The sequence below is a fragment of the bacterium genome (genome assembly GCA_020440705.1).
In the GTDB taxonomy this organism is placed as follows: Bacteria; Krumholzibacteriota; Krumholzibacteriia; order LZORAL124-64-63; family LZORAL124-64-63; genus JAGRNP01.
Genome location: JAGRNP010000002.1, coordinates 24,263 through 50,555 on the forward strand (window position 1 = coordinate 24,263; position 26,293 = coordinate 50,555).

Sequence of the window (26,293 nt, forward strand, 5' to 3'; positions counted from 1 at the left end):
CACCGAGTAGGATTTAGGGGCGCACTGAAAACCACATCGCAAGACGAGCAGGAGCCGAGAACGATGAACACCCCCGCCAACGAGACCCGCGACCGGATCTGCATCAAGGACGTCTGCCTTCAGGTCGGCGTGTGGGGCATGCTCGTGGTGGGATTCCTGACCGTCTGCATCGCGGTGCCCCTGCTGGCACTGAACATCTGACGCATTCCCCCCTCTGTGGGTGAGTCGCAAAAAACCCCGGACCTGGTCCGGGGTTTTTTTGCGTGCGAATCGGGTCGGGAGTCGGTTCGGACTAGCGGTACATGGCCTTCACCGTGCCGAGGCTCATGTCCTCGACGGCGGCCTTCCCGACCACGCCGTATTCGACGTCGTCGTAGGTCAGGGTCAGGATGCCGCTCCCGTCCGGACAGCCCGAGCGGTTGTAACGGTGCAGCTCGGCCTGCAGGCGCATGGCCTGGCCGTACTCGCGGCCGCCGTGGCCGCGGCCCCGATGGCCCCGGCGCGGCGTCGCGGCCGACGCGAGGAAGGCGTCCGTCTTGTCGACCGTCCCGGCGATCAGGTCGGGCGCGCCCGAGGCCAGATTCAGCTTGGCCACGATCTGCTCGCGCATGAGGGCGAACATCAGCAGGCAGTGGCGCCTCATCTGCAGCACGCTCTCCAGCTCGCTCCGGTCCATCTCGCGATCGCCCACCACGAGGCGGTCCACGGGCCACAGACCCGGATTCTCCAGCCAGAAGTCGGCCGTGTGCGTGCAGCCGTCGCCCGCCGGATCGACGGCGCCGCTGCAGCCCGGGTCGATGCTGAAGCCGTCGCTGGTCGTGTTGTTGCCGCCGGCCGTGATGTCGTACACCCAGAACTGGCCTTCCACGGTGTAGGTCCCGTCCAGGGGCGCATCCCAGTCGCCGCCCACCAGGAAGCTGAGCATGGGGCCGGCGAGCGGGTCGAGCATTCCGCTGTAGTCGAAGCGCTGCACCTCGAACCCGTCGGCGTCCCGCAGCACAACCGCGTACTCGAGCTGGCCCATGAAGGCGCCGTCGCGGACCACGATGTCCACGTTGGCGTTCCACCCGTTGCAATCGGCGCTCCCGGAGAGGGCGTCGAGCGTGAACGCCGAGGTGAACTGCGGCGTGGCGAGCAAAATGAGAAGGGCGGATGCGAGAGTGATCTTCCTCATGGCTACTTCTCCCGGTTTTGCCTTTCCCCTGGGGGAGCAGGCGACCTCGATTCAATCGGGTCGGTGCAATCAAAGGGCCAGTTTTGCGCCATGGTTCTCATTTTGGATTCATGATGTCCCGGGTTCGGCGCGGCGAGAAGGCCCTGTCGCGGGATCCGGGGCCCGTTCGGGCCGCCCCCCGATCGTCTGCGGGCTGACAGCCCCGCGTCGGTTGTGGTAGATTGCCCGGCGACGAGAGATTCCGGCGGCCGTGCGGGCCGCCCGGCCAACCGGAGAACGGAGAAGAGATGAAGCGCTCCCTGACGATCCTGCTGACCCTGGCCATCGCGGTCGTGCTGGCCGTGCCGGCCGTCGCCGACCAGGCCCAGGCCGCCACCGACGCCGCCAAGGGCGAACTCAGCCACGCCAACCGGACCGGCGAGATGCAGATGTACCACATCGTGCTCGCCGAGCACGGCCCCAACTGGAAGAGCCAGGGTTCGGACGAGGGCATGAACGTGCGGATGGAAGTCATCGACGCCATCAAGAAGGGCGCGAAGAACGGCGTCGTCGTCTCGGCCGGCCTGGTCAACGACGAGACCGATGTCGAGTTCATCATCATCCTGAACGTCGAGACCAAGACCGAGGCCTGGAACATCATCCACGCCTCGAAGCACGTGAAGGACGGCTTCTACAAGCCCGTCATCTACTCGTACTTCGCGCCCAAGGGCCTGACCGTCCAGCAGTAGCCTTGCCCCTGCTGCCCGGAGACGAGTACCGGCCCGCGTGGCCGTTCCGCAACGCCGACGCCGGCACCATCATCCCCAGTGCGCTGAGGAGGGTGCCGGCGTTGCCGTACGTCCGCGAACGGGTCGAACTGCCCGACGGCGACTTCGTCGACCTGGACTGGAGCCGCGTCGGCGCCGGCCGCACCGCGCTGCTCTGCCACGGCCTCGAGGGCAACAGCGAGCGTCCCTACATGCGCGGCATGGCGCGGGCCCTGAACGCGGCCGGCTGGGACGTGGCCGCGCTGAACCTCCGCGGTTGCAGCGCCGAGCCCAACCGGCTGGCGCGCTTCTACCACAACGGCGCCACCGACGACCTGCGGGCCGTGGTCGCCCATCTCGACGCGCCGACGCTCGCCCTGGTCGGCTTCAGCCTCGGGGGCAACCTCATCCTGAACTATCTCGGCGAGGAGCCGGCCACCGTGCCGGACCGCGTCGCGGCGGCCATCGCCGTCTCGGCGCCGGTCGACCTGGCCGGCACCGCCGCGCGTCTCGTCGCGCCGCGCAACCGGATCTACCACGACCGCTTCCTGCGCAAGCTGCGGCGGAAGATCCGGGCCAAGGCCGCCGCCCGCCCGGGTCTGGTCGATCCCGCGGGCCTCGCGCGCGTGCGCACCCTCATCGACTTCGACGACCTCTACACCGCGCCGCTCCACGGCTTCGCCGATGCCGCCGACTACTACGAGCGCTGCTCCTCGGGCGCCCGCCTGCCCGCCATCCGGGTGCCGACCCTGCTGCTGACCGCCGCCGACGACCCGCTGCTGGGCGCCGGGTGCTTTCCCGCCGAGGCGGCCGGATCGTCCGCCGCCTTCCACCTCCTGGTCACCCGCTGGGGCGGCCACAACGGGTTCCGCGCACCGGGCGGCGTCTACTGGTCGGAACGGCAGGCGGTCCGCTTCCTGGACCGGGTCGCCCCCGCCGCGGCCGACTTGTCGAATTCCGCGCCTTGAGTATGATGAGGCCGGAGGCCGCTTCGGGGGAAGGGGCCTCCGAAAGGATCCCGGCATGGGTGACGGCCACGACAGGGCTGCGGAGATCGCCCGCCTGCAGGCGGAAATCGCCGCCTTGAGGTCCCGCGTGGCCGACCGCGACGCCGCCGCCGAGTTGGGCATGCTCTTCGATCACATGTTCGAGGGCATCCAGATCATCGACCGCGATTTCCGCTACGTCTATCTCAACCGCACCGCCGCCGAGCACGGCCGCCGGCCCGTGGCCGAACTGGTCGGCCGGCGCATGGAAGAGGCCTATCCGGGCATCGAACAGACCGAGGTCCACCGCGTCATCGGGCGCTGCCTGGCCGAACGGAAGGCCGACCGCCTGCTCAACCGTTTCGAGTTTCCCGACGGCTCCGCCGGCTGGTTCGATCTGCGCCTGTCGCCGGTCGAACTGGGCGTGCTGATCCTCTCGGTCGACGTCACCCGCGAGCGGGCGGCCCTCGCCGAGCTCGAGCGTTCGCAGGCCGACCTCGCGACCACCCTCGCCTGCATGGCCGACGCCGTGATCACCACCGGCACCGACGGCCTGGTCACCTCCCTCAACCCGGCCGCGGTGGCCCTCTGCCGCTGCACCCCGGCGCAGGCCGTGGGCCGTCCGCTGGCCGACACGGTGCGGATCGAGGCCCGCCCCGGCCATCCGGCCCCCGCCGATCCGGCGGCCGGCCTGCTCGCCGGCGAGCTGGCGCCGGGATCCCTCGGCGAGTTCGATCTCGTCGCCGGTGACGGCGGGCGCACGGCCGTCGACGCCACCGGGGCCCTGCTGCGCGGCACCGACGGGGTGGTCGGCGGCGTCGTGCTCGTCTTCCGCGACATGACCGCCGAACTGGCCCTCACGCGTCGTCTCGAGGAGGGGCAGCGGCTCGAGAGCGTGGGGCGTCTCGCCGGCGGCATCGCCCACGACTTCAACAACATGCTCACGGTCATCGGCGGCTACTGCAGCATGGCCGCCGCCGAAGGGCCCGGCGGCGTCGTCGGCGAGGGGCTCGAGGAGATCGGCAAGGCCGCCGCCCGGGCCACCGAGCTGACCCGGCAGCTGCTGGCCTTCAGCCGCCGCCAGGTGCTGCAGCCGCGCGTGCTCGACCTGAACGGCATCGTCGAAGACCTCGACCGCATGCTGCGCCGCACCCTGGGCGAGGACGTCGACCTGGTCACCGTCCTGGCCGACGATCTCGGCCCGGTCGAGGTCGACCCGGTGCAGGTGGAGCAGGTCGTCGTCAACCTGGCCCTGAACGCGCGCGACGCCATGCCGGCCGGGGGGCAGCTCACCATCGAGACGCGGAACGTCGAGCTCGACGCCGCCTACGCCCGCGAGCACGCCGAGGTCGAGCCGGGGCCGCACGTTCTGCTCGCCGTGTCGGACACGGGCGAGGGCATCCCGCCCGAGGTGATGCCGCACCTCTTCGAGCCGTTCTTCTCGACGAAGGCCCTGGGCAAGGGCACGGGGCTCGGCCTGGCCACGGTGTACGGCGTCGTCCGGCAGTCGGGCGGGCACATCTGGGCCTACAGCGAGCCGGGCCACGGCAGCACCTTCAAGCTGTACTTCCCGCGGGCGGGGGCGCCGGTCGCGCCCCGTCGGGCGGAGCCCGCCCGGGGCCCCGAGGTCGGCGGCGACGAGACGATCCTGCTGGTCGAGGACGAGCACGCGGTGCGGCGGCTGATCAAGCGCGTCCTGGCCGGCGCGGGCTACGAGGTGCTGACCGCCGGTCGCGCCGAGGAGGCGCTGGAGCTGTGCCGGGCCCACGGCGACCGGATCGGCCTGCTGCTGACCGACGTGGTCCTGCCCGGGCGCGGCGGCCGCGAACTGGCCGAGGCGGTCCAGGCCGGCTGGCCGCACGTCCGCATCGTCTACATGTCGGGCTACACCGACAACGCCATCGTGCACCGGGGCGTCCTCGACGCCGGCACGGCCTTCATCGCCAAACCGATCCGCCCCACCGACCTGCTGCGCAGCCTGCGCGGCTATCTCGACGCCCCGCCGCCCCACGCTTGACGCCGGCCGCCCTTTTCCGGATCATGACTCCAACCCCTGATGGATCGAAGAACGGACGGATCCGCCCGGTAACGGCGGGGACCCCTGCCCGCGATCAGTTGGAGGTTTTTTCATGCGCACCATTCTCTGTGGAATGATCCTGGTGCTGGCGCTGGGGGCTCTCGCGGGTTGCTCGGTCTTCGGCATCGCCACCAAGGGCGAGCTGGAACGGCAGGACGCGGAATTCACCGACCGCCTCGCCGACCAGTCCGCCGCCCTGGACGGGCGCCTGGCCGCCGTCGGCGGCCGGCTCGAGGCCATGGACCGGGAGCTCGGCGCGGCCATTGCCGACCTCGCGGACGAGAACCGGGCCACGGCCGTCGCCGTGGCCGAGGTCCGCACCCGCTTCGAGGGAATCCAGGGGCAGCTGCAGCTCGCCCTGGCCGATCTCGAGAGCGTGGCCGCGGCCGCCGAGCGGGCCGAGGCGGGCAGCCGCCAGGCCATGCAGGTCCACCGCGACGTGCTCCAGGCCGAGCGCGCCCGGCTGCAGGACCGCCTGCGGGAACTGGACTACCAGCTCGCGGCCCTGCCCGGCGCCACGCCGCCGGTGACGGTCACCGAGCTGCCGGCGCCCCTGGTGCCGGAGGCGGTGGCGCGGGGGCCCGCGTCTGCCGGCGGGCTGCCGCGGCCGGGTCTGCGCCTGCCGGACAAGTCGCATTGACGGGCCGGCCCCGGAGCGCGGGGCCGTGCCGGAGGAGACGCCCGTGCGTTGCGCCATGTGCCAGACGGACCTCTCCGCCCCGGCGGCTCCGGCCGCCGGGGCGGACCCCTACCGGCGCTGCAGCCACTGCGGCGGCGTCTTCCTCGACCCCTATCCGGCCGTCCAGTCCAACGTCGTCTTCGAAGGCCCCGAGGGCGTCGCCCGCCAGGCCGAGATCGAGGCGGGCCGGCGCGCCTACTTCGCCCGCCACCTGGTCCGCATCGAGCGCCGCATGGACGCGACGGTGCAGAACTGGCGCCTGCTGGAGATCGGCTGCGGCTCGGGCGTGCTGCTCTCCCTGGCCCGCGAGCGGGGGTGGCGCGCCGATGCCATCGAACTCTCGCCCGAGCTGGTCGCCTGCGCCCGCGCGGCCAACCCCGACGCCGAGATCACCTGCGGCGACATCACCGACCCCACCGTCGGCCGGGCCGACTACGACGCCGTCCTGGCCCTCGACGTCATCGAGCACGTGCTCGCCCCCGACGACCTGCTGCGCAACTGCGGCGCCCACCTGCGGCGCGGCGGTCTCCTGCTGTTGCAGACCCCCAACGCCGAGGGCCTGCGGCACCGGCTCGAGGGACCGCGCTGGGACATGCGGGATCCGCGGCAGCACGTGAACCTCTACACGGCTCGCGGCCTGGTCGGGGCCCTCGGGCGCACGGGCTACGAGGTCGTGAGCCTCGGCACCATCAGCGGCACGGGCCTGGAGGCGGGGTGGCGGCGCGTGGCGGCCCGGGTGAAGGAGGGGGTCCTCGACCAGCTGCGGCTGGGCAACGCCCTGGTCGTGGTCGGTCGCCGGAAGTAGCGGCCCGCGACGCGGGGTCAGCCCAGCCAGTCGCCGTACAGCTCGGGTCGGCGATCCCGCAGGAAGAGGGTCCGCGCGGGGGACGCCGCGCAGGCGGCGAGGTCGAGTTCGACGTCCAGGATCGCATCGCGCCCCTCGGCGGCCCGCGCCAGCACGCGGCCGTCCGGCCCGCACACGAAACTCTCCCCGCTGAAGGTCAGGTGCTCCTCCTCGCCCACCCGGTTGCACAGGGCGGTGAAGGTGCCGTTCTGGAACGCGGCCACCTGCATCTCCGCCTCGTACAGGCCGTCCGGCCATTCGCCCACGGCGCCCGCCTGGGGCACGACCACGAGTTCGGCACCCTGCAGGGCCAGGGCGCGCATGTACTCCGGATAGTGCCGGTCGTAGCAGATGGCGACGCCGATGCGACCGAACCGCGTGGCGTAGACCGGCGCGCCCCGATCGCCGGGCGCGTAGAAGCCCCGTTCGTGGAAGTGCGCGTAGTCGGTGATGTGGACCATCCGGGTGACGCCGAGCAGGGTGCCGTCGGCGTCGATGACGGGCGAGGAGTCCCAGGTGCGGCCGTCGGCGGCCTCGAAGAGGTTCAGCACCACGACGACGCCCAGCTCCCGGGCCAAAGCCTGGAACGCCGTCGTGATCGGGCCGGGCACGGTCTCGGCGCGGGCGAGGAGGTCGGGGGTGGCCGTCACCTGCGGGTAAAAGCGCTCGAAGGCCAGCTCGGCGAAGGCGATCACGTCGGCGCCCCGGGCGGCGGCTTCCCGGGCGGCGGCGAGACCACGGGCCACGTTGGCGTCCTTGTCCCAGGTGGCGTGCTGCTGGATGAGGGCCAGGCGCATGGAGGTGTCCTCGCGTTGGGGTTCCGGCGGTGCGCGGCGAGCATAGGCGAGCCGCTCCACGGTGGCAAGCCTTGACACAGGGACAATGACAACCCGGTTGCACGGATGGCGGCAGCGCGGCCAAGCCCGCTCGACTGCATCAGAAACGTCTGCCCCGAAACAGCTTGATCAATTTTGACAATAGTATTGTCATCTATGACTGGCGCGACGTGTGCGGGTGCGATTCATGACAATCAGGTTGCCGATGACGGTTCCGGACCGCTTCGCCCGGTCGCCTTCGCCAACTCGACAATCATCTTGTCGAACTGCGGTCCGTGCCCTAGTCTCCCGGCAACCCCAACCCGGGAGCCCCCGCCATGGCCGATCGCCAGACCGTCTTCGCCCTGAACACCCTGATCATGACGACCCGCGCCCTGGCGGACGACCTGCGCGATCTGGCGGCGGCGCTGCACGCCGACAGCGAGCTGAGCGTGGCCGAGCGGGCGCTGATGCTCGAACTGCGGCGCAACGGGCCCCGCACCGTGCCGGAGCTGGCCCGGGCCCGCGCGATCAGCCGCCAGGCGACCCAGACCACCGCCAACCCGCTGCTCGCGCGGGGGCTGCTCGAACGGCTGCCGAATCCGCGGCACCGGCGTTCGGTCCGGCTGGGCTTGACCGAGGCGGGGGTCGATCTCGTGCGGCGGGCCATGCGGCGGGAAGGGGATCTGCTGGCCGAGATGGCGCGCGACCTCGAGGCGCCGGAGCTCCAGCAGGCGACCGAGACCCTCGCGCTCGTGCAGCAGGCGGTGCGGCGGGAGGCGCCGGCGGAGAATGCCGCGCCGTCCGCGTCCGCGGTCACCCCGCCGGCCCGGGCCCGCGAAGCCGAGGCCTAGTCGTCCTTCTCCGGCTCCCGCAGCCGCCGCATCCGCTCGACGATCACGTCGGCCTTGCCCGACATGGCGTCCAGGTGACGTTTCTCGAGCACCACGAACACGCCCCGCCCCTCGGCGAAGACCTGGCCGCCGTCGCGATCGCGCAGCGTGGCCGTCGTGGTGATCTTGCGCCCGTCGGCGGCGGTGATGCGCGCTTCGACCACGCAGGCCGCGTCCAGGGGCAGCATGTGCCGGAAGCTGATGTCCAGGTTCGCGGCCACCACCGGATGCCCGGACTGCCAGGCGGCGCCGCCCATGGCCTCGTCGAGGATCGCGGCCATGGCGCCGCCGTGCACGTGGTCGGGCGGGCCCTGGGCGCCGGCGCCGAAGAGGATCTTCCCCCACAGGCGGTCGTCGTCCGCGCCGCGGTAGTAGCGGATGCGGAAGCGGCGGCCCGTGCGGTCGCCGGAGACGAAGGTGTCCTCGAGGGCGAGGAAGGGCAGCTCGGCCGGGCGCTGGCCCGGGTCCGGGGCGTCCAGCCAGTCTTCGCGCGCGTCGGCCATGGCGACTCCTCCGGGATGCGGATCTACTTCGACCAGCCCAGTCCGAACACCACGCCCCGGTCGGAGGTGGCCGCGGCCCCGGCGGGCGGCCGGTTGTCCTTGCTCTCGTAGTACTTGAACTCCGCGAAGAAGTCGCTGAAGACCTCGTGCCGCAGGCTCGTGTCCAGTTCCACGCGCACGCGTTCGTCCACCGACAGGCTCGGGTACACCGACGCGCGGAAGCTCAGGTCCGACTTGGGGCTGTCGTAGCGGAAGAAGGTGAAGCTCACCGTGGCGACGCCCTCGGTCGAGTTGACGGGCGGTTCGTCGCCGGACGGGTACTCGCGGTTGCCCGCCACGCCGCCCTTGAACTTCAGCTCGAAATGCCGGCTCGTGAGCAGGCGGTAGCCCAGGGAGAGGCTGGTGGCGTTGCGCAGGCGCAGGCCGAGCTGGTCGTTGCGTCCGGCGCCCAGGTCGACCTCGGCGAGCAGCCGCCCCGAAACGTCCTTCGAGCCGTAGATGGTGACGTCCCACCGGCGGGTCGTGCGGCCGTCGCGCTCGGTGGTCGTGGTGCCGGTGCCGTACACGCCCGAGCCGTACACCCGCCCCTTGTAGCGCACCTCGCCGCTGAGGTTGGCCTGGCTCGTCTCGCTGGCCTTGGTCCAGTTGAAGCCGGCCGAGAGCGAGACGTTCAGCCGGTCCCACAAGTCCGCGCGCACCGCCTCCAGGGTGGCCACCTCGACCATGGGCAACTCGACCGGGCCGGCGGCGGTGACCACCACCAGACGGCCGTCGGCGCCGGCCTCGCCGAGGGGGCCGAAATGGACCCGGCCCGAGTGGCGGCGCACGAGGAACGGCGCCGTGCTCGTCAGGCGGTGCACCTTGTCCCACTTCACGGCGAGGGTGCCCATGTCGTCGGTCTTCACCTTGAGCATGCCGAGGGACATCTCGCGAATCTCGCAGGTGATCCGGTCGCCGTTGCGGATGACCAGCACGTCGGTCTTGTCGCCGGCCCGGACGGGCGCGGCCGCCACCAACGCGACCCAGAGGAAGAGCAGCGGCAGCAGCGGGCGGAACATGCCGTGGGGGGAACGCATCGTCCCGTGAAGATGGATTCGCCCGCCGATGGGGTCAAGGCCCTTGGCCGCGGTCCGGCGGAGGCTGTATCATGTTCCGACCGCATCCACCCGGAACAGATCCGACCCGACGAGGAGATCCCATGACCCGCCGTTCCCCGCTCTTTGCCTGCCTCGTGCTGGCCCTGGCCGCCGCCGCGCTGCCCCGTCCGGCCGCCGCCGCGCCCCTCACCCAGGAGCAGCTGCTCGACCTGGAGCAGGTGCGCTCGGTCGCCCTGTCGCCGGACGGCCGTTTCGCCGCCTGCACCGTCAGCCGCAACCGCACCCTCGACGACGAGGCCGGGGGCGCGTGGGTGGGCCTCGAGGTCGCCGACCTGAAGACCGGCACCGTCCGGCCGTTCGTGTCCGGCCGGACGACGGTGGGGCACGTGCGGTTCTCGCCCGACGGCCGCCTGGTCTCCTTCACGGCCACCCGCGGCACCGACGCCAAGTCCCAGGTCTGGGTGCTGCCCGTCGACGGCGGCGAGGCGACGGTCGCCACGGCCAGCCCCACCGGCGTGGCCGACTATGCCTGGGCGCCCGACGGGGCGTCGCTCTGCTACATCGACACCGCCGCTCCCGACGCCCGCGAAAAGAAGCTGAAGAAGAAGGGCTGGCTGCTCGAGGGCTTCGAGGAGGGCCTCAAGGACCGCGTGCTGCGCCGGGTCGCCTTCGCGCGCGGCGAAGAGCCCGGCGAGGCCGAGACCCTGGTCGAGGGGCTCGCCGTGTGGAGCGTGCAGATCAGCCCCGACGGCCGCTGGGCCGTGTTCGGCGCGAGCGCGCGCAATCTCGTCGACGAGCAGTACGTGATGCAGGACCTCTACCGGCTCGACCTGCAGGGCGGCGAGCCCGTGCTGATCGTCGACACGCCGGGCAAGCTGGGCAACTACGCCATCAGCCCCGACAGCAGGTACCTGGCCTGGACCGGCGCCGCCACCCGGCAGGACCACGCCACGAGCACCCTCTTCCAGTGCGGCCTCGACGGCTCCCACAACGCCAGCATCACGCCGGCCGACTTCCCCGGCCACATCCGCACCGTGGCCTGGCGCGACGCCGAGACCCTGATCTACAATTCGGACGAGGGCTGCTACCCGAAGCTCAGCCTCCAGAAGATCGGCAAGCGCGCCGCCGCGCGGACGGTGCTCATCGACGGCGCCGAGTCGGGCGTGATCATCGCGGGCTTCGCCGCGCAGCCGGGCGTGAAGGACATCGTCTTCGCCGGCAGCACCCCGACCATGCCGGCCGAACTGTTCCGCTGGCCGGCCCGGGGCGGCGCCGAGCGGCTCACCCACCACAACGCCTTCCTGGCCGACGTCGAACTCGGCAGGCAGGAGGTCGTGACCTGGAACGCGCGGGACGGCCTCGCCATCGAAGGCGTGCTGACCTACCCCGTCGGCTGGGCGGCGGGCGCGCGCTTCCCGCTCGTGGTGCAGGTGCACGGCGGGCCCGAGTCGAACGAGACCAATGGCTGGTACAGCCGCTACGCGGAGCCGGGACAGGTGCTGGCCGGCCTGGGCATCGGCACCCTGCTGGTGAACTACCGCGGCAGCACCGGGCGCGGCGTCGAGTTCGCCGGCCTGGCCTACGGCGATCCCGCCGGGGCCGAGTTCGACGACATCGTCGACGGCGTCGACCACCTGATCGCCGCCGGCCTCGTCGACGGCGACCGGGTCGGCGTCACGGGCGGCAGCTACGGCGGCTACGCCACGAACTGGCTGAGCACGGTCTCCAGCGACCGCTTCGCCGCCGGCGTCAGCTTCGTCGGCTCGAGCGAGCAGATCAGCAAGCGTTTCCTGACCAACATCCCCTACGAGGACGAGTGGGTGCACATGGGCGGCCCCGTGCGCGAGCAGTGGGAGCTGATGACCGAGCGCAGTCCGGTCTTCCACGCGCCGCAGAGCACGACCCCGCTGCTCATCCTCCACGGCGACCGCGACCACCGCGTGCACTTCACCCAGTCGCAGGTCATGTACCGCGCGCTGCAGATGGCGGGGCATCCGGCCGTGCGCCTGATCTACTACCCGGGCGAGGGGCACGGCAACAGCAAGCGTTTCGGCCGCGCCGACTACCTCGCGCGCACCGTGGCCTGGTTCGACTGGTACCTGCTGCAGGGCCACCCGCGCGACGGCGCGATGCCGCCGCTGGACCTCAGCGCGGAGATGGGCCTGCTCGACGACTAGCCGCCGGCCGGGCGAAACGCCACCCCGGGGCCCCGCACAGGGGCCCCTTTTCATGGCCGGCGAACGGCCCGACTGCAGATCGCCCGTAGCGTTTCATGCGTCATGATAGCGTATAATAACTCAAGTTTTCCACACAGGGGCCGATAACGGGGATGGCACCGTCCGGCCCGGATTTCGCAAGCCCGGGGGGAAATTTGGGGATCGCGGCGAAAGCGAGGTTGCAACATGATGCGACTGCCGGAAATCCTGGTGGGCAAGACGTTCCTGTTGGTCGATCCGGATCCGGTCTCGGCCCTCAACATGCGCGGACTGCTGGCCCAGTACGGCCTGAACGTGACCGTGGTGGGCACCGGCCTGGAGGCCCGCGGGCTGGTGCGGCGCAACTACTTCGATCTCGTGCTGATCGATGCCAGGCTCGGCCGGGCGGAGTGGACCGACACGGTGAACGCCCTGCGGCGGAACCACGTCGGCGGCATCCTGCCGCTGGTGGCGCTCGTCGACACGGGCTCGTGGATCGCCGAGGGGACGACGAGTCTGCGGGGCCTCGACGCCGTCATCGACAAACCGGTGCACGTGCCGACGCTCATCACCCGCCTCGCGGGCATTCTCGACTGCGCCCGCAGCGAGATCTTCCGGCCCTTCGACATGAACCGGGTCCTGGACAACATCTTCGCGGTGGCCAAGGAATCGGCGCAGATCTCCGACCGTGAGACGATTCCCAGCGGGGATTGAACGGGGAGAAAGACGGGGGCGGCGCTCCGGCGCCGCCCCGTCGCCGAAGTCCTCAGCCGCCCACCCGCAGCGCCGCCACGAACGCCCTGATCTCGTCCCGCACCCTTCGGTAGCACGCCAGCACCTCGTCCTCGCTCGTGGCCTGCCGCGCCAGGGCCGGCGGGTCGTCGAAGCCGTGGTGCACCACGCGCGCGCCGCCGGGGAACACCGGGCAGCTCTCGTGGGCGTGGCCGCACACCGTCACCACCAGGTCGAAGGGGACGTGCAGCAGGTCGTCGACCAGTTCGGAGCGGTGGCCGCTGATGTCGACGCCCGCCTCGGCCATGACCTGCACCGCGCGCGGGTTCAGGCCGTGGGTCTCGACGCCGGCCGACCAGGCGGCGATGTCGTCGGATCGCAGGGCCCGGGCCCAGCCTTCGGCCATCTGGCTGCGGCAGCTGTTGCCGGTGCAGAGGAAGAGCACCTTCGCGCGCGGGTCGGCGGGATCGCTGGTCATGTCGACGCTCCATGAGAGGCGAGGCCGGCGCCGGCGAGCCAGCCGGTCGTCCAGCAGTTCTGGAAGTTGAAGCCGCCGGTGACGCCGTCGACGTCGAGGACCTCCCCGGCGAGGAACAGCCCCGGCGCGACCCGGCTGGCCATGTTGCGGAAGTCGACCTCGGGCAGGGCCACGCCGCCGCAGGTGACGAACTCCTCCTTGTACGACGTCAGGCCTTCGACGGCGAACGGGCAGGCGGTCGCGCGGACGGCCAGGGCGCGGCGCTCGGCCTTGCCCAGGTCGCCCCAGCGGCGTTCGGGGTCCAGGCCGGCGGCGTCGGCGAGGGCAGCCCACAGGCGGCGGGGCAGCCCGGCGAGGGGCGTCGAGCGCACGGCCTGGCGCCCGTGGGTGAGCGCCGTCGCCTGCAGTTCGGCGTCCATGGCGTCCGGCGTGCGGTCGCCGGTCCAGTTCACCTCGACCGTGAGCTCGTAGCCGTGGTCGGCGAAGTGGCGGGCGCCCCAGGCCGACAGGCGCAGCACCGCGGGGCCGCTCAGCCCCCAGTGGGTGATGAGGATAGGCCCCGTCTCGGTCAGAGCCTTGGCGCCGGGGACGCGGATGCGTCCGGCCGGCACGCTGACGCCGGCCAGGTCGCCGGGCAGGGGGTCGGCGATGTTCAGCGTGAAGAGCGACGGGACGGGCGGCACGACCGTGTGCCCGCAGCCGGCGGCCAGGGCGAGCCCGTCGACACCCGCCCCCGCGGCCTGCCCGCCCGTGGCCAGCAGCACCGCGTCGGCCACGAGGGGATCGCCGTCGGCCAGTTCGACCCGCCACTGCGGGCCGTCGGCGGCCAGGGACGCGACCGCGGCGCGGGTCCGCACCGCGACGCCGGCCTCGCGCGCGGCGCGCTCGAGGGCCTCGACGATGGTGGCCGACGAATCGGTCACCGGGAACATGCGGCCGTCGTCCTCGGTCTTCAGCTCGACGCCGCGGGCGGCGAACCAGGCGACGGTTTCGCCCGGACCGAACCCGTGCAGGGGCCCGCGCAGCTCGCGGCCGCCACGCGGGTAGCGGGTCACCAGCTCGCGCGGGTCGAAGCAGGCGTGGGTCACGTTGCAGCGCCCACCACCGCTGACGGCGACCTTGCGCAGCACGCGGCCGCCGCGCTCGAGCAGCACGAGCGGGCGGTCGGGGGCGATCTCGCGGGCCCGGATCGCGGCGAAGAAGCCGGCCGGCCCGCCTCCGATGACGACGAGCATGGATCCTCCCGGATGCGAAGCGAGGCTTGAGAATATCGCGCCGCCGTGGAAAAATCCCGGCAATTCGAACCCGGCACGGATGCGACCCGAACCGCGCGGAGGAATGCGCCATGAAACGGACCCTGTGGCTGACCCTGGCCCTCACCCTGGCCCTGGCCGGCCCCGCCCTGGCCGTCGAGAAGCACGGCGGCCTGGCCCTGAGCTACGCCGCGCCCCAGGGGCTCTTCGACAAGCTCGTCGGCGACGGCTACGGCCTGTCGGCCATCTTCGACTATCCCATGACGGGCTACGTCGACATCACCGGCTCGCTCGGCTGGTACCGCTTCTCGGGCATCACGCTCATCGAGGGCACCAACATCGAGACCGACTCGACCACCATGTGGGAGTTCGCCGCCGGACCGCAGTTCGATCTCAAGGCCCTGTACGTGGGCGTCGAGGGCGGCTACTGGACCGAGATCGACGAGTGGGGCGTCATGGCCAACGCCGGCTTCCGCAAGGACCTGATCGACCTCTCGGTCCGCTACAAGCCCACCGGCGACGGCGAGTTCTACGCGATCCGGCTGGGATTCTTCTTCTAGGCGGGACCGCGGCCGCGGCTAGGCGAAGCGGCCGATGCCCAGGTCCGCCATGGCCTCGACCAGGGGCGTGTGCAGGGGGCCGTTGGCCACCGCCACGCCCCGGTTGCCTTCCAGCCGGTAGCCCCGGGCGAAGTCCAGGTCGCGGCCCAGCACGTCGGTGACCCGGCCGCCGGCCTCGGTCACGCACAGCACGCCGGCGGCGTGGTCCCAGATCTTCTCGCGATAGACGTCGTCGCGCGGCAGGCGCAGGTAGGCTTCGGCCTCGCCCCGCGCCACCACCGCGTACTTGGCCTGGCTGTCCAGGCGCACCGGCTCGGCCGTGATGCCCAGGTGCGCGGCCAGGCGGGCCGACTCGCCGTGGGCCGAATGCCCCGACTCCACCGACTCGCAGAACCGGATGCCCGCCGTCGCCGACTCGGCGCTCACCTGCACGCGGCGCGGCTCGCCCTCGCCCAGCAGGGGCAGCTCCCAGGTGCCCTCGCCCCGGACGGCGCACAGCAGGGTGCCGTCGCCGCAGGGGCCGTCCAGGCGCGCGCCGAGGTTGGGGCAACCGAGGGCCGCGAGGGCGATCTCGCCGTCGAGGATCAGGGCCAGGGCGATGGCGTACTGCCCCCCCCGCAGGAAGCCCTTGGTGCCGTCGATGGGGTCGAGGGTCCAGAAACGGGGGCTCGCCTCCTTGGCGTCGCCGCGGTCGATCCACGTCAGGACCCGCGCGGCGTCGGCGTCGCCCGTCTGCGTCGCGACCAGCCCGACCACCCGGTCGCGCAGGGCCGCGTGGGCCGGATCGCGCAGGGCGGCGGCGTCCTCCTCGCCGATGACGGGGTCGTCCGGGAAGGCCTGCCCGAGAATGCGGCAAACCAGGGCCTGGCTGCCGAAATCGGCCACGGTGACGGGGCTGCGGTCGGATTTGGCCAGGGCCCCCGGGTCGATGGCGGCCTGCACCTCCCGGCACAGGGCGGCGGCCTGGCGCACGGCGGTCACGGCGGCGGCGAGTTCGGCGGCGAGGGGCAGGTCGGTGCGGAACGGCGTCATGGGATCTCCTGTGGTGTCGCTTGCCTGGATCGGCGGCGGGCGTTAGTCTAGACAGCCGGGCCGGGACCGGCAAGATCTTGTGGCTTCATCAGCGCATCCGATGCCCGCAGTCGAACGTTTGGGGATTGATTCGTCCGGGAGACAAAGCCATGAAGCGATCCATCGTCCTGTTCCTCCTCGTCGTCGCTTTCGCCGCGACGGCCTCCGCCGACGACCTCACCGGCCGCACCGGCATCGGGGGCCAGCTCGGCATCCAGAAGCTGGTCGGCGGCGACCACGACTATTCCAACGTCGACCAGAACATCGGCCTCTGGCTGCGTCGCGGCTTCTCGCCGCGCTGGTCCGGCGAACTGGGTGTCCACTACGGCTGGACCCGCCCCGGCGCCCTGCAGGGCGAGGACGCGGGCTTCACCTTCGACTCGGTGCACGCCTTCTACACCACCCAGCTCACGGGCTTCGCGGGGGCGCGCTGGCATCTGGCGCCCGAGAGCCGTTTCGTGCCCTACCTGGGCGGCCGCCTCGGCTTCATGGACTGGCAGGTGCGCGACGAGAACGGCGGCGACTTCGGCGTCTTCCCCGGCGGCCCGACGGTCGACGGGGCCGACGAGAACGGCGCCACGGTGCCCCTCGAGGGCACGAGCCTGCTGGCCTCGCTGACCCTCGGCGCGGAGTACCACCTGTCCCGCACGGTGGCCCTCGAGGTGGGCGCCCGCCACTCGTTCCTCTTCGGCATGGACCGCGACAACGTGGGCAGCAGCGCCCTGTGGGGCCCCGCCGAGGCCGACATCAACACCGGCCGCTGGGAGTTCTTCCTGGGCGGCACCCTGTGGTTCGGCGGCTCGCGCGACTCGGACAAGGACGGCCTCGAGGACAAGGTGGACAACTGCCCCAACGAGGCCGAGGACTTCGACGGCTTCCGTGACGAGGACGGCTGCCCCGACGTGGACAACGACGGCGACGGCCTGTGGGATGCCGACGACAGCTGCCCCGACGACGCCGAAGACCTCGACGGCTTCCAGGACAACGACGGCTGCCCCGACCCCGACAACGACATGGACGGCATCATCGACACGAAGGACGGCTGCCCCGACCAGGCCGAGGACATGGACGGCTTCCAGGACGAGGACGGCTGTCCCGATCCGGACAACGACATGGACGGCGTGCTCGACGCCGACGACCAGTGCCCCGACACGCCCGCCGGTGTCGAGGTCGATGCGAACGGCTGCCCGGTGGTCGCGGAGATCAAGGCCGAGATGGTGCTCGAGGGCGTGAGCTTCGCCACCAATTCCGACGAGCTGACGCCCGAGTCGTTCGCCGTCCTCGAGAAGGTGGTCGAGTCGCTGAAGGCGTACCCGGAGGTCAACATCGAGATCCAGGGTCACACCGACAGCACGGGCTCGGCCGAGTACAACCTGGACATCTCGAGCCGGCGCGCCGTCACCGTGCGCCTCTTCCTCGTCGGCCGCGGCATCGCGTCGAGCCGCCTGACGGCCGTGGGCTACGGCGAAGGCCAGCCCATCGCCGACAACGGCACCCGCGAGGGCCGCGCGGCGAACCGGCGGGTGGAACTGGTGCGGACCAACTAGCCGGCCCGGTCGACCGTCGGCGATGCGAAGGAGCCCGGGCCGGGATCGGTCCGGGCTCCTTGGCGTCCGGGCAGGGAATCAGTTCCCGCGGAGGGAGTCCCGGTCCGCGGCGATGGCCCGGACGCGGGGGTGGTCCGCGCCGAAGGCCTCTTCCAGGACGACGTAGGCGGCGTCGAATTCGGCGAGGGCCGCGGCGTCGCGCTGCAGGGCCACGAGGGTCTTGCCGTATCCCGCCCGGAACATGGCCGTCAGCACCGCCCGCTCCGGTCCGGCGTCGGCGAAGATCGCGAGGGCGGCCTCGTGGTGGGGCACGGCCTCGGCGGGGCGTCCCATCTCGCGGTACAGGTGGGCGAGGTTGTGTTCGCCGACGGCCGTGTCGGGGTGGTCGTCGCCCAGCACCCGGCGCCTGATCGCCAGCGAGGACTCCCGCAGGACCAACGCCCGCTCGAACTCGCCGAGCTGCTCGTGCACCCCGGCCAGGTTGCCCTGGACCGAAAGCACCGTCGGGTTCTCCGCGCCGAGGCTCGCGCGCATGCGGGCCACGCCGTCGGCCAGGAGGTCGCGCGCCCGGTCGAGCTCGCCGAGCTGCCCGAGCACGTTGCCCAGGGCGACCTGCAGGTCCAGGCGGACCTCGGCGGCCGGATCGAGCCGGTCCTCCGCCAGGGTCAGGCCCTCGTCGAAGAGCGCCGCGGCCCCGGCGAGGTCGCCCGACCACTCGGCGATGAAGCCCCGCTGGAGCTGGATGCGGCAGATCACGGGGCTGTCGGACGGCAGGCCGGCGGCCGCCCGGGCCGCGAGCGCCGCCGTCGAGTCGGCGGCCGCGAGGTCGTCGCCGTCGAGCAGGTGGTCGCCGAGCAGCACCAGGGGCCAGGCCAGCACCGGATCGTCGGGCCCGGTTGCGGTCTCCTCGGCGCGGGCCACGGCCAGGCGCAGCTGGCGGTCGGTGGCCTCGTACTGGCCCAGGCCACGGTAGGTCTCGCCCAGCACGCCGTGCAGGCGCGACGCCAGCTCGGGGCGTCCGGCGAACTCGTCCGCGAGGCGCTCGGCCGCCCGATCCAGGACCTCGACGACGCGCACCTCGGTGCCGTCGTGGTAGGGGTCCGAGGCGGTCAGGATGTCGGTGAGGAAGCCGGTCACGGCCTCCGATTCGTCGGCCGCCAGGGTGGCGGCGCGACCGGCCCGGCGCGCCTCCGCCCAGCCCAGCAGCGAGACCACCAGCCCGGCCGCCAGGGCGATCACGGTGACCGTCGAGGCGATCACCGCGCCGCGGTTCCGGCGGGCGAACTTGGCCAGATGGTAGACCGTGCTCGGCGGCCGCGCGGCGATGGGCTCGTCGCTGAGGAACCGCTTCAGGTCGTCGGCCAGTTCGGCGGCCGAGCCGTAGCGCCGGTCCGGCTCGTGGCGCAGGCAGGTGGCGACGATGGTCTCGAGATCGGCGGGCAGGGCCGCGCCCGGCCGCCCCATGGGTCCGGGCGTCTCCTCGCCGACGATGCGGGCGGCGGCGAGGAAGTCCCTGCCGTCGATCTCGTGGGGCAGCCGTCCGGACAGCGTCTCGTAGAGCAGGGCGCCGAGGGCGTAGACATCCGCGCGCACATCGGTGCCGTCGAGGTCGCCGCGCACCTGCTCGGGACTCATGTAGGCCAGCGTCCCGACGATGCGGCCCGTCTCTTCGCCGATGGTCGTCAGCCGGGCGTCGACGTCCGTCAGGCGCGCCACGCCGAAGTCCAGGATCTTGGGATTGCCGTCCCGGCGCACCAGGATGTTCGAGGGCTTCAGGTCGCGGTGGATGACCCCGCGCAGATGGGCGTGGTGGACGGCTTCGCAGATGCGGATGAACAGCCGCAGGCAGGCCCGGGGGTCGAGATTCGCCTGGCGCACGTAGCCGGTCAGCGGCTGCCCGTCGACCAGTTCCATGGCGAAGAACGGCTGCGTCTCGCCGCCCGCGTCGAAAGTGCCGGCCTCGAAGATCTGGGCGATGCCGGGATGCCCGAGGCGGGCGAGCGTGCGCGCCTCCAGCTCGAAGCGCTGCTTGAGGCGGTCGCCGACCAGGGCGCCGCGCACGATCTTCAGGGCGACCCGGCGGTCGGGGTTCTCCTGCCGCGCGCGCAGCACGAGCCCCATGCCCCCCTCGGCGATGACGTCCTCGATCACGTAGCGGCCGATGCGCCGCCCGGACCACGCGACGGCGCCCTGCTGCAGGAAGCCGCCCACGCGCTCGCGCGTGGAGAGGAGTTCGGTGAGGTCCCGCTGCAGTTCCGGATCGTCGGCGCACTCGCGGGCGAGGAACGCGGTCCGCTCGTCGGGGCCGAGGGGCTCGGCCGCATCGAAGAGCTCGCGCAGGCGCTCGTAGCGCCCCTTCACGCCGGACCCCCGTCGCGCGACAGCTCGCGCAGCAGCCAGGTGCGCGCGAAGAGCCAGCGGCGGCGCACCGTGCGCTCGCTGATGCCGAGCACCTCGCCGATCTCGGGCTCGGTCAGGCCGCCGAAGAACTTCAGTTCGACGATCTGGCGGTCGGTGGCCGACTCCCGGTCCAGGCGGTCGAGCACATGGTCCAGGTCGACGAGATCGAACCCGCCGTCGTCGCCGACGAGGTTCTCGTCGAAGGTGACCCGCACGAACTGGCCGCCCCGCTTGTGGCGCCCCCGGGTGCGGGCGTGGTCGACGAGGATGCGCCGGATCTGGGCCGAGGCGATGTGGAAGAAGTGCAGCCGGTCGTTCCACCGCAGGCCGTCCTGCTGCGACAGCTTCATGTAGGCTTCGTGGACGAGGGCGGTGGGCTGGAGGGTGTGGTCCGGGCGCTCCCGCCGCAGGTAGCCGGCGGCCAGGGCGCGCAGGCTGTCGTAGAGCTCGGCGACGGTTGCGGCGACCTGCTCGGGGCCCGCGTCCGCCGCGGGGCGCGATTGCTCGGCGGGACGGTCGGCGCCGCGGTCGTCCTGGGCCATGGCGTCTCCCGGCAGTGGGTGGTCGAAATGGCGGCGGTCGGGGGCGTTCCCCACCCCGCCACTGTGACACACCAGCGCGATCAGCGTCAATAGGGCCGGGGAAACGCGGGTGAGTCGCCGCAGGGGGATGGGGCAACCGGGGATTCTCGCCATGGCACGCTCCTGGTCACGGGTTTCCCCGGATCATGCGCGCTCCGGCGGGGAATCCGGCCAGCGTCGCCGCGCCGGCTCCGGGCTCGAAAAAAAACGCCCGGACCGCCTTCGGTCCGGGCGTCGGTCGGCCGCGCCTATTCCCACTCGATCGTTCCCGGCGGCTTCGACGTCAGGTCGTAGGCCAACCCGCTGATCCCCGGCAGCCGCAGCACGCGGTCGCGCACCTCGTGCAGGATCTCCAGCGGCAGCCGCGAGGCCGTGGCCGTCATGGCCCGCTCGCTCTGGATCGGCCGCAGGATGCACAGTTCGCGACCCTTGCCGTCGATCTCCAGGGGCACCAGCACCGTCGGGCACTGCCACACCTTCTCGTACCAGCCGTGGCGCCGCAGCGCGTCCATCATGATGAAGTCGCACTCGCGCAGCAGGTCCAGGCGGTCCTTCGTCATGCCGGCGGCCAGCGGCCGGTACGCCTGCGGCATCTCCGGCGCCAGGTTCCACACCGTGCGGTTCAGCCCGCCGATGGTCTTGAACACGGTTCCCGAGGCCTCGGCCAGCGTGTCCCAGTCGGCCTCGCCGTGAATCAGCGCCGGATGCTCGTACGAGCGCAGGTCGGCCTTCACGCCCACCGACTTGATGGGCAACGCGGCGCCCTGCAGCCCGTGCTTCCCGAGGGCGTCGTCCAGGGCCGGTGCGATGGCCGCCAGCTGCTCGGCGCCGTCGACCGTGCCGTCGCTGCACAGCAGCCGCACGCCCAGGCCGGGGCCCGGGAACGGGTGCCGCCAGATCATGTCGTGGGGGATGCCCATCATCTCGCCCAGCTCGCGCACCTCGACCTTGTAGAGGTCGGCCAGGGGCTCGACGACCTTCCCCGCGGCGATCATCTCCTCGATGATGGGCACGCGGTTGTGGTGGGTCTTGATGGTGTCCGAGCGCTTGGTGCCGCCGGTCTCGATGGTGTCCGGGTAGATGGTGCCCTGGCCCAGCAGGTGGTCGGTGATGCCCAGCCGCCGCGCCTCGCTCTCGAAGACCTCGATGAAGGTGTCGCCGATGGCGCGCCGCTTGGCCTCGGGCTCGATCTTCCCCGCGAGCGCGGCCAGGAACGTGTCCGTGGCGTCGATGAAGTGGAAGTTCCCGCCCAGGCCCAGGTCCGTGAACATCTCGACCACGGCCCTGGACTCGTCCTTGCGCATCAGGCCGTTGTCCACGTGCAGCAGCTTCAGGCGGTCCGGACCGAGCGCCTCGGCGAAGAGCTTCGCCGCCACCGTCGAGTCGACGCCGCCCGAGGCCAGCAGGAAGACCGACCCGTCGCCCACCTGGGCGCGGATCCTGGCCACCTGCTCCTCGACGTAGCTGTCCATGGTCCAGGTGGGCGCGCAGCCGCAGATCTCCAGCACGAAGTTGGCGATCATGTCGTCGCCGTGCAGGGTGTCGTCGACCTCGGGGTGGTACTGGAAGCCGTAGCGGCGGAGTTTGTCCGATCCGATCGCGGCGAACCGGTGCGGCTGGCCGCCTTCGCCCAGGATCGAGTAGCCCAGCTCCTCGAAGTCCGGCCCCACCGCCGTGACCGAGTCGAAGTGGCTCATCCACACCTGCTCGACCCGGCCCAGACCCTTGAACAGCGGATGCTCGCGCACGATGTGCAGGTCGGCATGGCCCCACTCCTGGGCGCCGTTGATCACCGTGCCGCCGTAGTGCTTGGCGATCTCCTGGTGGCCGAAGCAGAAGCCGAGGACGGGCACGTCGAGGTCGAGGATGCCCTTGTTCCAGTCGTCGTCCTCGCCGAAGGAGGCCAGGGCGGGGCTGCCCGAGAGGATGACGCCCTTGTAGCCGGCGAAGTCCGCGGTGGCGTCCTCGGGCTGCCGGATCTCGGCAAGCACGTGGGCCCGGCGCACCTTGGTGGCGATCAGGTGGGCGTACTGCCCGCCGAAATCGACGACCGCGATCTTGTCGTGATTGTGGATCTGCTGCGACATGGGACCGTCCCGGTGGAGGGTTGGGGGCGGCCCGGAACCCGGCGTTCCGGGGCTGGGATGGGGGGATATGTAACAGATGGGGCCCGACGGGGCAAGGCCGCCGCCGCGCCCCCCGCTCAGCCGCCCGGCCCGGGCGTTCCGCCCGCCGCGCCCAGCCGCGCCAGCGCCTCCCGCGACGGCGCGAAGTCCGGATCCACCGCCAGCGCCTGCCGGTACCGGGCCACGGCGCCGTCCCGGTCGCCGGCCGCGAGCAGCGCCTCGGCGAGGCTGTCCCAGGTGTTGGCCGAGGCCGGGAAGCGCTCCGTGTTCCAGCGGAAGAGGTCCAGCGCCGCGTCGGTCTCGCCCCGCCCGAGGGCCGCGTAGCCCAGCCGGTTGACGAGCTCCTCCGGAACCTCGACCTCGTAGCCCATCCGCGCCGTCAGCTCCGCGAAGTGGGCCCGGATCGGCTCGCGCCCCTGCGCTTCCACCTCCGGGGGAAGGTTCCAGCCCGCGAAGAGGCCCTCCAGGGCATCGGGCAGGGCGTGCAGCACCATCGACACGTGCGACTCCCCGGGGTAGCGGATCTCGTCCCTGCGCAGCCACCCGGTGGCGAGCGAGTCCAGACGCCCCTGCAGGAAGTCGATCGATTCGGCGTAGATCAGCTCGTCGGCCATGGACAGGAAGAGATAGCGCGGCCCCGCGGGAGGCCGGCTGGTGAGGATCTTCTCGATGGTGCGCAGGGTGCGGCCGCGGTCGTAGTACAGGGCCGGACTCGCGGCCAGCGCCGCCTGGCACACCTCGGGCCGGCAGACCAGGGCGTAGGTGGCCAGCAACCCGCCGAAGCTGTGGCCGAAGAGGATGCGGTAGCCGTTGCCGCGGTACTCGGACTCGATCCAGGGCACCAGTTCGTCGGCCAGGAAGCTGAGGAAGGGACCGGCTCCGCCGCTGGTGGGCAGGTAGTCGACCGGAAAGGGCAGGAAGTCGCGCCGGCGGTCGATGTTGGGCACGGCCACGGTGATCACCGCGGGCGCACCGCCCCGGATGCGCATCAGGTGCAGGGTCTCGGCCATCAGGCCGCCGTAGGCGCCCCCGTCGAGCACGATCATCACGGGGTAGGTGCGGTCGGGCTGGCGGTCGAAGCCCCGCGGCAGGTAGACGGTGAAGGGGCGCTCCTCCGCGAGAATCCGCGAGTGCAGCACGCCCGTGTGGCTGGTGACGTCGGGTGTCGGCGGATCGACGCGCACGGCTTCGCCCGCGGCGGCGGGCCGGGCCGCGAGGAGCAGCAGGGCGAGAACGAGGCTCGACTTCATGGGCGGACGACTCCGGTGCGGGGGCCGTCGGGGGACCATCAACCTACGGCGCCGGACCGGAGGCGGCAAACGTGCGCCGGGAGATCAGTGGACGAGGAAGTTGCCGGCCCAGCCGTCGGGCAGGGCGCCGTCGGCGGCCACGAGGGCCAGGGCCAGGTCGCCTTCGAGCCACACCCGGGCCTCGCGCTCCCAGCCGGTGCCGCGGAAGACCTCGTGTCCGGCCACCTCGGTGCGCTCGGCGCCGGCCAGGTCGAGGTTGGCCGCCGGCACGGCGAAGAGCACCACGCGTTCGCCGGTCGGGGTGCGGTACGACGCCAGGGCCGACAGACGGCCCACCGTGTGCCACACGCGCCCGCCTTCGAGAGCCAGGCCCTCCGTCGCGGCGGGCACCTCGAAATCGAAGGCGAGGGAGTGGCTGAGCCAGCCCGAGAGCTCGCCCGGATCGGTCATGGCGACCTCGAGGGGCCGGCCGATGCGTTCGAGCAGGTAGTGGTCGTGGGTGACGTCCTCGATGTACATGCCGATGTTGCGCTCGACCTCGGCCGGATGGGCCGGCGCGCCGAAGTGGAAGGCTTTCTCGAGCCCCACGCCCAGGACCAGCGACGCGGCCATGGCCGCGGGCACGAGCACCTTCATCAGGCCGGCCCCGCGGCGGCGGGCCAGGGGCACCACGGCGGCCGCGGCCGGGGCTTCGAGTTCCTGCAGCAGCCGCTGACGCATGGCGTCGGGCATGGGGCGGCCGGCACCGGGCAGGCCGCGCAGCCGGTGGCCCATCTCGCGCAGGCCGTCCAGGAAGGAACGGCAGGCGGCGCAGCCGGCCACGTGGTCGTGCATCTCGGGGGTCCAGACCTCTTGCCGGGGGTCGAGCTGGACGTCGTGGCACATGCCGGAGGTGGTGGTCAACTGGCCGATTCTCCCTGTCTTAGGTTCCGTTGGCGGGCCGCGTCCCGCAGGCTTCCGTAGAGGACCCTGCGCGCCCGATGCAGCGCCGAGCGCAGCGATCCGGCGGCGATCCCGAGGCTCGCGGCGGCCTCGTCGTAGCTCCAGCCTTCGACGTCGACGAGCAGGACCGCCGACCGCCAGCGCGGAGGGAGCGCGGCCAGGGCCGCCTCGATCTCGTCGTCGAAGGCGTCGCGCACCACCGCCGGCTCCCATTCGCCTTCGCGCACGGGCTCGATGGCGATGGCTTCGAAGTCGTCGTCCCAGTCCACTTCACCCTGCCGGGCCTGCTTGCGCCAGGCGTCGCGGCAGGTGTTGTGGACGATGCGGGCGAGCCATCCGCGGGCATTGCTGTCGGGCTCGAGTCCGCCGAAGCCCCGCAGGGCCTTCAGGAACGACTCGTGGGCCACGTCTTCGGCGCGGTCGAGGTCGCAGCACACGCTGCGGGCCATCCGGTACAGCAGGTCCAGATGCGGAACGATTTCCGCCTCGAAACGCCGTTTCTCGGCTGCAGAAAGGGGAGACACCGGGCGAGAGTCTTTCGACGGGGGAATCCTGACTTTCTGCAATTCTACATCAATTTTCAGGTTTTGTCTGTCATTTTGAGGGAACGGTGGTCGGGACCCGATGCCGGATCCCCGCTGCTCATCCTCTGCCCAGGGCAGGGATCCCGACCAGGCCCCATGGGGCTCCGCTCCGCTCGCGCACCGGACTACCGGTAGAGGGCCTTTACGCCGGCCCAGCTCGACTGCTCGGTGGCCACGACCTCGCCGGTGGGCTCGATCTTGCCGTCCCAGCGCTCGGTGTAGCCGGGCTCGACCTGGGTCGCCGCGCGCGAGATGCCCGTCAGGAACGGCCAGCCCGCCTGGTCCGCGGGGGCCAGGTCGTTCAGGCGCGTGCCTCCGGTCCAGGTCACATAGCCGGTGCCGCTGCCCAGGGTCGCCGTGTACAGCGTGTGCTGGAACGGGTCGAGGGTGCCGGTGAGGATGGCCGTGCCGTCGGCGAAGGTCGCCGGCAGGGCCCAATCGGCGGTCGTCGCGGCGTCCTCGTAGATGGCGACGCTGCCGCCCGAGTACGCGCTGACGGTGCCGCTGCTGTCCAGCGTCAGGCCCGTGACCACGATGGTGTACTGGAAGCCGCCGAAGTCCAGGGGGATCGGCGTGGCCACGGCGGTGCCGTTGACGATCACGCCGTACACCTCGGCGGTGCCGCCGGGCGCGGCCGGCAGGATCGCCTGGGCGTCGAAGTCGAAGAGCTGCACGGCGCCGGCGGTCGCGGCGAAGGCGATCTGGGCCAGCAGCGCGGAAACGATCACGATCTTCTTCATGGTGTCTTCTCCTGATCTGA

The 26,293-nt window shown here is 71.9% G+C and carries 25 protein-coding genes; 11 read left to right on the forward strand and 14 right to left on the reverse strand.

Annotation, left to right across the window (positions count from 1 at the left end):
* Positions 1 to 63: 63 nt before the first annotated feature.
* Entirely contained in the window at positions 64 to 201 is a 138-nt protein-coding gene (locus KDM41_00580) for a hypothetical protein (GenBank protein MCB1181906.1), read from the forward strand.
* Positions 202 to 292: 91 nt separating this feature from the next.
* On the opposite strand, the gene KDM41_00585 is transcribed toward KDM41_00580, so the two are convergent.
* The gene (locus KDM41_00585) at positions 293 to 1,174 is read right to left on the reverse strand and encodes a hypothetical protein (GenBank protein ID MCB1181907.1); all 882 of its coding nucleotides are present in this window, start codon (positions 1,172 to 1,174) and stop codon (positions 293 to 295) included.
* Positions 1,175 to 1,461: 287 nt separating this feature from the next.
* On the opposite strand from KDM41_00585, the gene KDM41_00590 reads away from it, so the two are divergent.
* From KDM41_00590 to KDM41_00610, 5 genes are all read left to right on the forward strand, one after another.
* A complete protein-coding gene (locus tag KDM41_00590) occupies positions 1,462 to 1,902 on the forward strand; it encodes a hypothetical protein (GenBank protein MCB1181908.1) in 441 nt (146 codons plus the stop codon).
* A gap of 2 nt (positions 1,903 to 1,904) precedes the next feature.
* The gene (locus KDM41_00595; GenBank protein ID MCB1181909.1) at positions 1,905 to 2,888 is read left to right on the forward strand and encodes an alpha/beta fold hydrolase; all 984 of its coding nucleotides are present in this window, start codon (positions 1,905 to 1,907) and stop codon (positions 2,886 to 2,888) included.
* 55 nt (positions 2,889 to 2,943) lie between these two features.
* Complete coding sequence (locus KDM41_00600) at positions 2,944 to 4,923, forward strand: PAS domain-containing protein (GenBank protein ID MCB1181910.1); 1,980 nt, start codon at positions 2,944 to 2,946, stop codon at positions 4,921 to 4,923.
* A gap of 112 nt (positions 4,924 to 5,035) precedes the next feature.
* Positions 5,036 to 5,623, forward strand: a complete 588-nt coding sequence (locus KDM41_00605) for a hypothetical protein (protein ID MCB1181911.1) — start codon at positions 5,036 to 5,038, stop codon at positions 5,621 to 5,623.
* A 43-nt stretch (positions 5,624 to 5,666) separates the two neighbouring features.
* Positions 5,667 to 6,467 (forward strand): class I SAM-dependent methyltransferase, encoded by an 801-nt coding sequence (locus KDM41_00610; protein MCB1181912.1) that lies wholly within the window; start codon positions 5,667 to 5,669, stop codon positions 6,465 to 6,467.
* 17 nt (positions 6,468 to 6,484) lie between these two features.
* Here KDM41_00610 and KDM41_00615 read toward each other — a convergent pair whose 3' ends face one another.
* The gene (locus KDM41_00615; protein MCB1181913.1) at positions 6,485 to 7,303 is read right to left on the reverse strand and encodes a carbon-nitrogen hydrolase family protein; all 819 of its coding nucleotides are present in this window, start codon (positions 7,301 to 7,303) and stop codon (positions 6,485 to 6,487) included.
* 356 nt (positions 7,304 to 7,659) lie between these two features.
* Here KDM41_00615 and KDM41_00620 point away from each other — a divergent pair, with 356 nt between their 5' ends.
* Positions 7,660 to 8,175: a MarR family transcriptional regulator gene (locus KDM41_00620; protein ID MCB1181914.1), complete on the forward strand. Its 516-nt coding sequence runs from the start codon at positions 7,660 to 7,662 to the stop codon at positions 8,173 to 8,175.
* Here the strand turns inward: KDM41_00620 and KDM41_00625 are convergent.
* On the reverse strand, positions 8,172 to 8,717 hold the full coding sequence (locus tag KDM41_00625) for a PaaI family thioesterase (GenBank protein MCB1181915.1): 546 nt from the start codon (positions 8,715 to 8,717) through the stop codon (positions 8,172 to 8,174). The genes KDM41_00620 and KDM41_00625 overlap by 4 nt on opposite strands.
* Positions 8,718 to 8,740: 23 nt before the next feature.
* Positions 8,741 to 9,793: a DUF481 domain-containing protein gene (locus KDM41_00630; protein MCB1181916.1), complete on the reverse strand. Its 1,053-nt coding sequence runs from the start codon at positions 9,791 to 9,793 to the stop codon at positions 8,741 to 8,743.
* Between the two features lie 122 nt (positions 9,794 to 9,915).
* On the opposite strand from KDM41_00630, the gene KDM41_00635 reads away from it, so the two are divergent.
* Together KDM41_00635 and KDM41_00640 are read left to right on the forward strand one after the other, a co-directional pair.
* Positions 9,916 to 11,991 (forward strand): S9 family peptidase, encoded by a 2,076-nt coding sequence (locus KDM41_00635; GenBank protein MCB1181917.1) that lies wholly within the window; start codon positions 9,916 to 9,918, stop codon positions 11,989 to 11,991.
* 225 nt (positions 11,992 to 12,216) lie between these two features.
* Positions 12,217 to 12,723: a response regulator gene (locus KDM41_00640; protein ID MCB1181918.1), complete on the forward strand. Its 507-nt coding sequence runs from the start codon at positions 12,217 to 12,219 to the stop codon at positions 12,721 to 12,723.
* 52 nt (positions 12,724 to 12,775) lie between these two features.
* On the opposite strand, the gene KDM41_00645 is transcribed toward KDM41_00640, so the two are convergent.
* Positions 12,776 to 13,219 (reverse strand): arsenate reductase ArsC, encoded by a 444-nt coding sequence (locus KDM41_00645; GenBank protein MCB1181919.1) that lies wholly within the window; start codon positions 13,217 to 13,219, stop codon positions 12,776 to 12,778.
* Positions 13,216 to 14,454: an NAD(P)/FAD-dependent oxidoreductase gene (locus KDM41_00650; GenBank protein MCB1181920.1), complete on the reverse strand. Its 1,239-nt coding sequence runs from the start codon at positions 14,452 to 14,454 to the stop codon at positions 13,216 to 13,218. The genes KDM41_00645 and KDM41_00650 overlap by 4 nt, the downstream gene beginning before the upstream one ends.
* A 110-nt stretch (positions 14,455 to 14,564) precedes the next feature.
* Between KDM41_00650 and KDM41_00655 the strand changes: the two genes are divergently transcribed.
* Complete coding sequence (locus KDM41_00655) at positions 14,565 to 15,032, forward strand: hypothetical protein (protein ID MCB1181921.1); 468 nt, start codon at positions 14,565 to 14,567, stop codon at positions 15,030 to 15,032.
* Positions 15,033 to 15,050: 18 nt separating this feature from the next.
* On the opposite strand, the gene KDM41_00660 is transcribed toward KDM41_00655, so the two are convergent.
* The gene (locus KDM41_00660; protein ID MCB1181922.1) at positions 15,051 to 16,064 is read right to left on the reverse strand and encodes a 3'(2'),5'-bisphosphate nucleotidase; all 1,014 of its coding nucleotides are present in this window, start codon (positions 16,062 to 16,064) and stop codon (positions 15,051 to 15,053) included.
* Positions 16,065 to 16,213: 149 nt separating this feature from the next.
* Here KDM41_00660 and KDM41_00665 point away from each other — a divergent pair, with 149 nt between their 5' ends.
* Positions 16,214 to 17,650, forward strand: coding sequence for an OmpA family protein (locus KDM41_00665; protein MCB1181923.1), 1,437 nt, complete (start codon positions 16,214 to 16,216; stop codon positions 17,648 to 17,650).
* Positions 17,651 to 17,728: 78 nt separating this feature from the next.
* Here the strand turns inward: KDM41_00665 and KDM41_00670 are convergent, their stop codons facing one another.
* The 7 genes from KDM41_00670 to KDM41_00700 form a co-directional block, all read right to left on the reverse strand.
* The gene (locus tag KDM41_00670; protein MCB1181924.1) at positions 17,729 to 20,011 is read right to left on the reverse strand and encodes a serine/threonine protein kinase; all 2,283 of its coding nucleotides are present in this window, start codon (positions 20,009 to 20,011) and stop codon (positions 17,729 to 17,731) included.
* Positions 20,008 to 20,592 (reverse strand): sigma-70 family RNA polymerase sigma factor, encoded by a 585-nt coding sequence (locus KDM41_00675; protein ID MCB1181925.1) that lies wholly within the window; start codon positions 20,590 to 20,592, stop codon positions 20,008 to 20,010. Before KDM41_00675 ends, KDM41_00670 begins: the two co-directional genes overlap by 4 nt.
* Before the next feature lie 287 nt (positions 20,593 to 20,879).
* Entirely contained in the window at positions 20,880 to 22,718 is a 1,839-nt protein-coding gene (gene guaA / locus KDM41_00680; protein ID MCB1181926.1) for a glutamine-hydrolyzing GMP synthase, read from the reverse strand.
* Between the two features lie 116 nt (positions 22,719 to 22,834).
* Positions 22,835 to 24,007, reverse strand: coding sequence for a tetratricopeptide repeat protein (locus KDM41_00685; protein ID MCB1181927.1), 1,173 nt, complete (start codon positions 24,005 to 24,007; stop codon positions 22,835 to 22,837).
* Positions 24,008 to 24,091: 84 nt separating this feature from the next.
* Positions 24,092 to 24,910 (reverse strand): hypothetical protein, encoded by an 819-nt coding sequence (locus tag KDM41_00690; protein ID MCB1181928.1) that lies wholly within the window; start codon positions 24,908 to 24,910, stop codon positions 24,092 to 24,094.
* Complete coding sequence (locus KDM41_00695) at positions 24,907 to 25,473, reverse strand: RNA polymerase sigma factor (GenBank protein MCB1181929.1); 567 nt, start codon at positions 25,471 to 25,473, stop codon at positions 24,907 to 24,909. Before KDM41_00695 ends, KDM41_00690 begins: the two co-directional genes overlap by 4 nt.
* Positions 25,474 to 25,658: 185 nt before the next feature.
* Positions 25,659 to 26,273 carry a hypothetical protein gene (locus tag KDM41_00700; protein ID MCB1181930.1) on the reverse strand — a complete coding sequence of 205 codons (615 nt, stop codon included), beginning with the start codon at positions 26,271 to 26,273 and terminating at the stop codon, positions 25,659 to 25,661.
* Between the last annotated feature and the right edge of the window lie 20 nt (positions 26,274 to 26,293).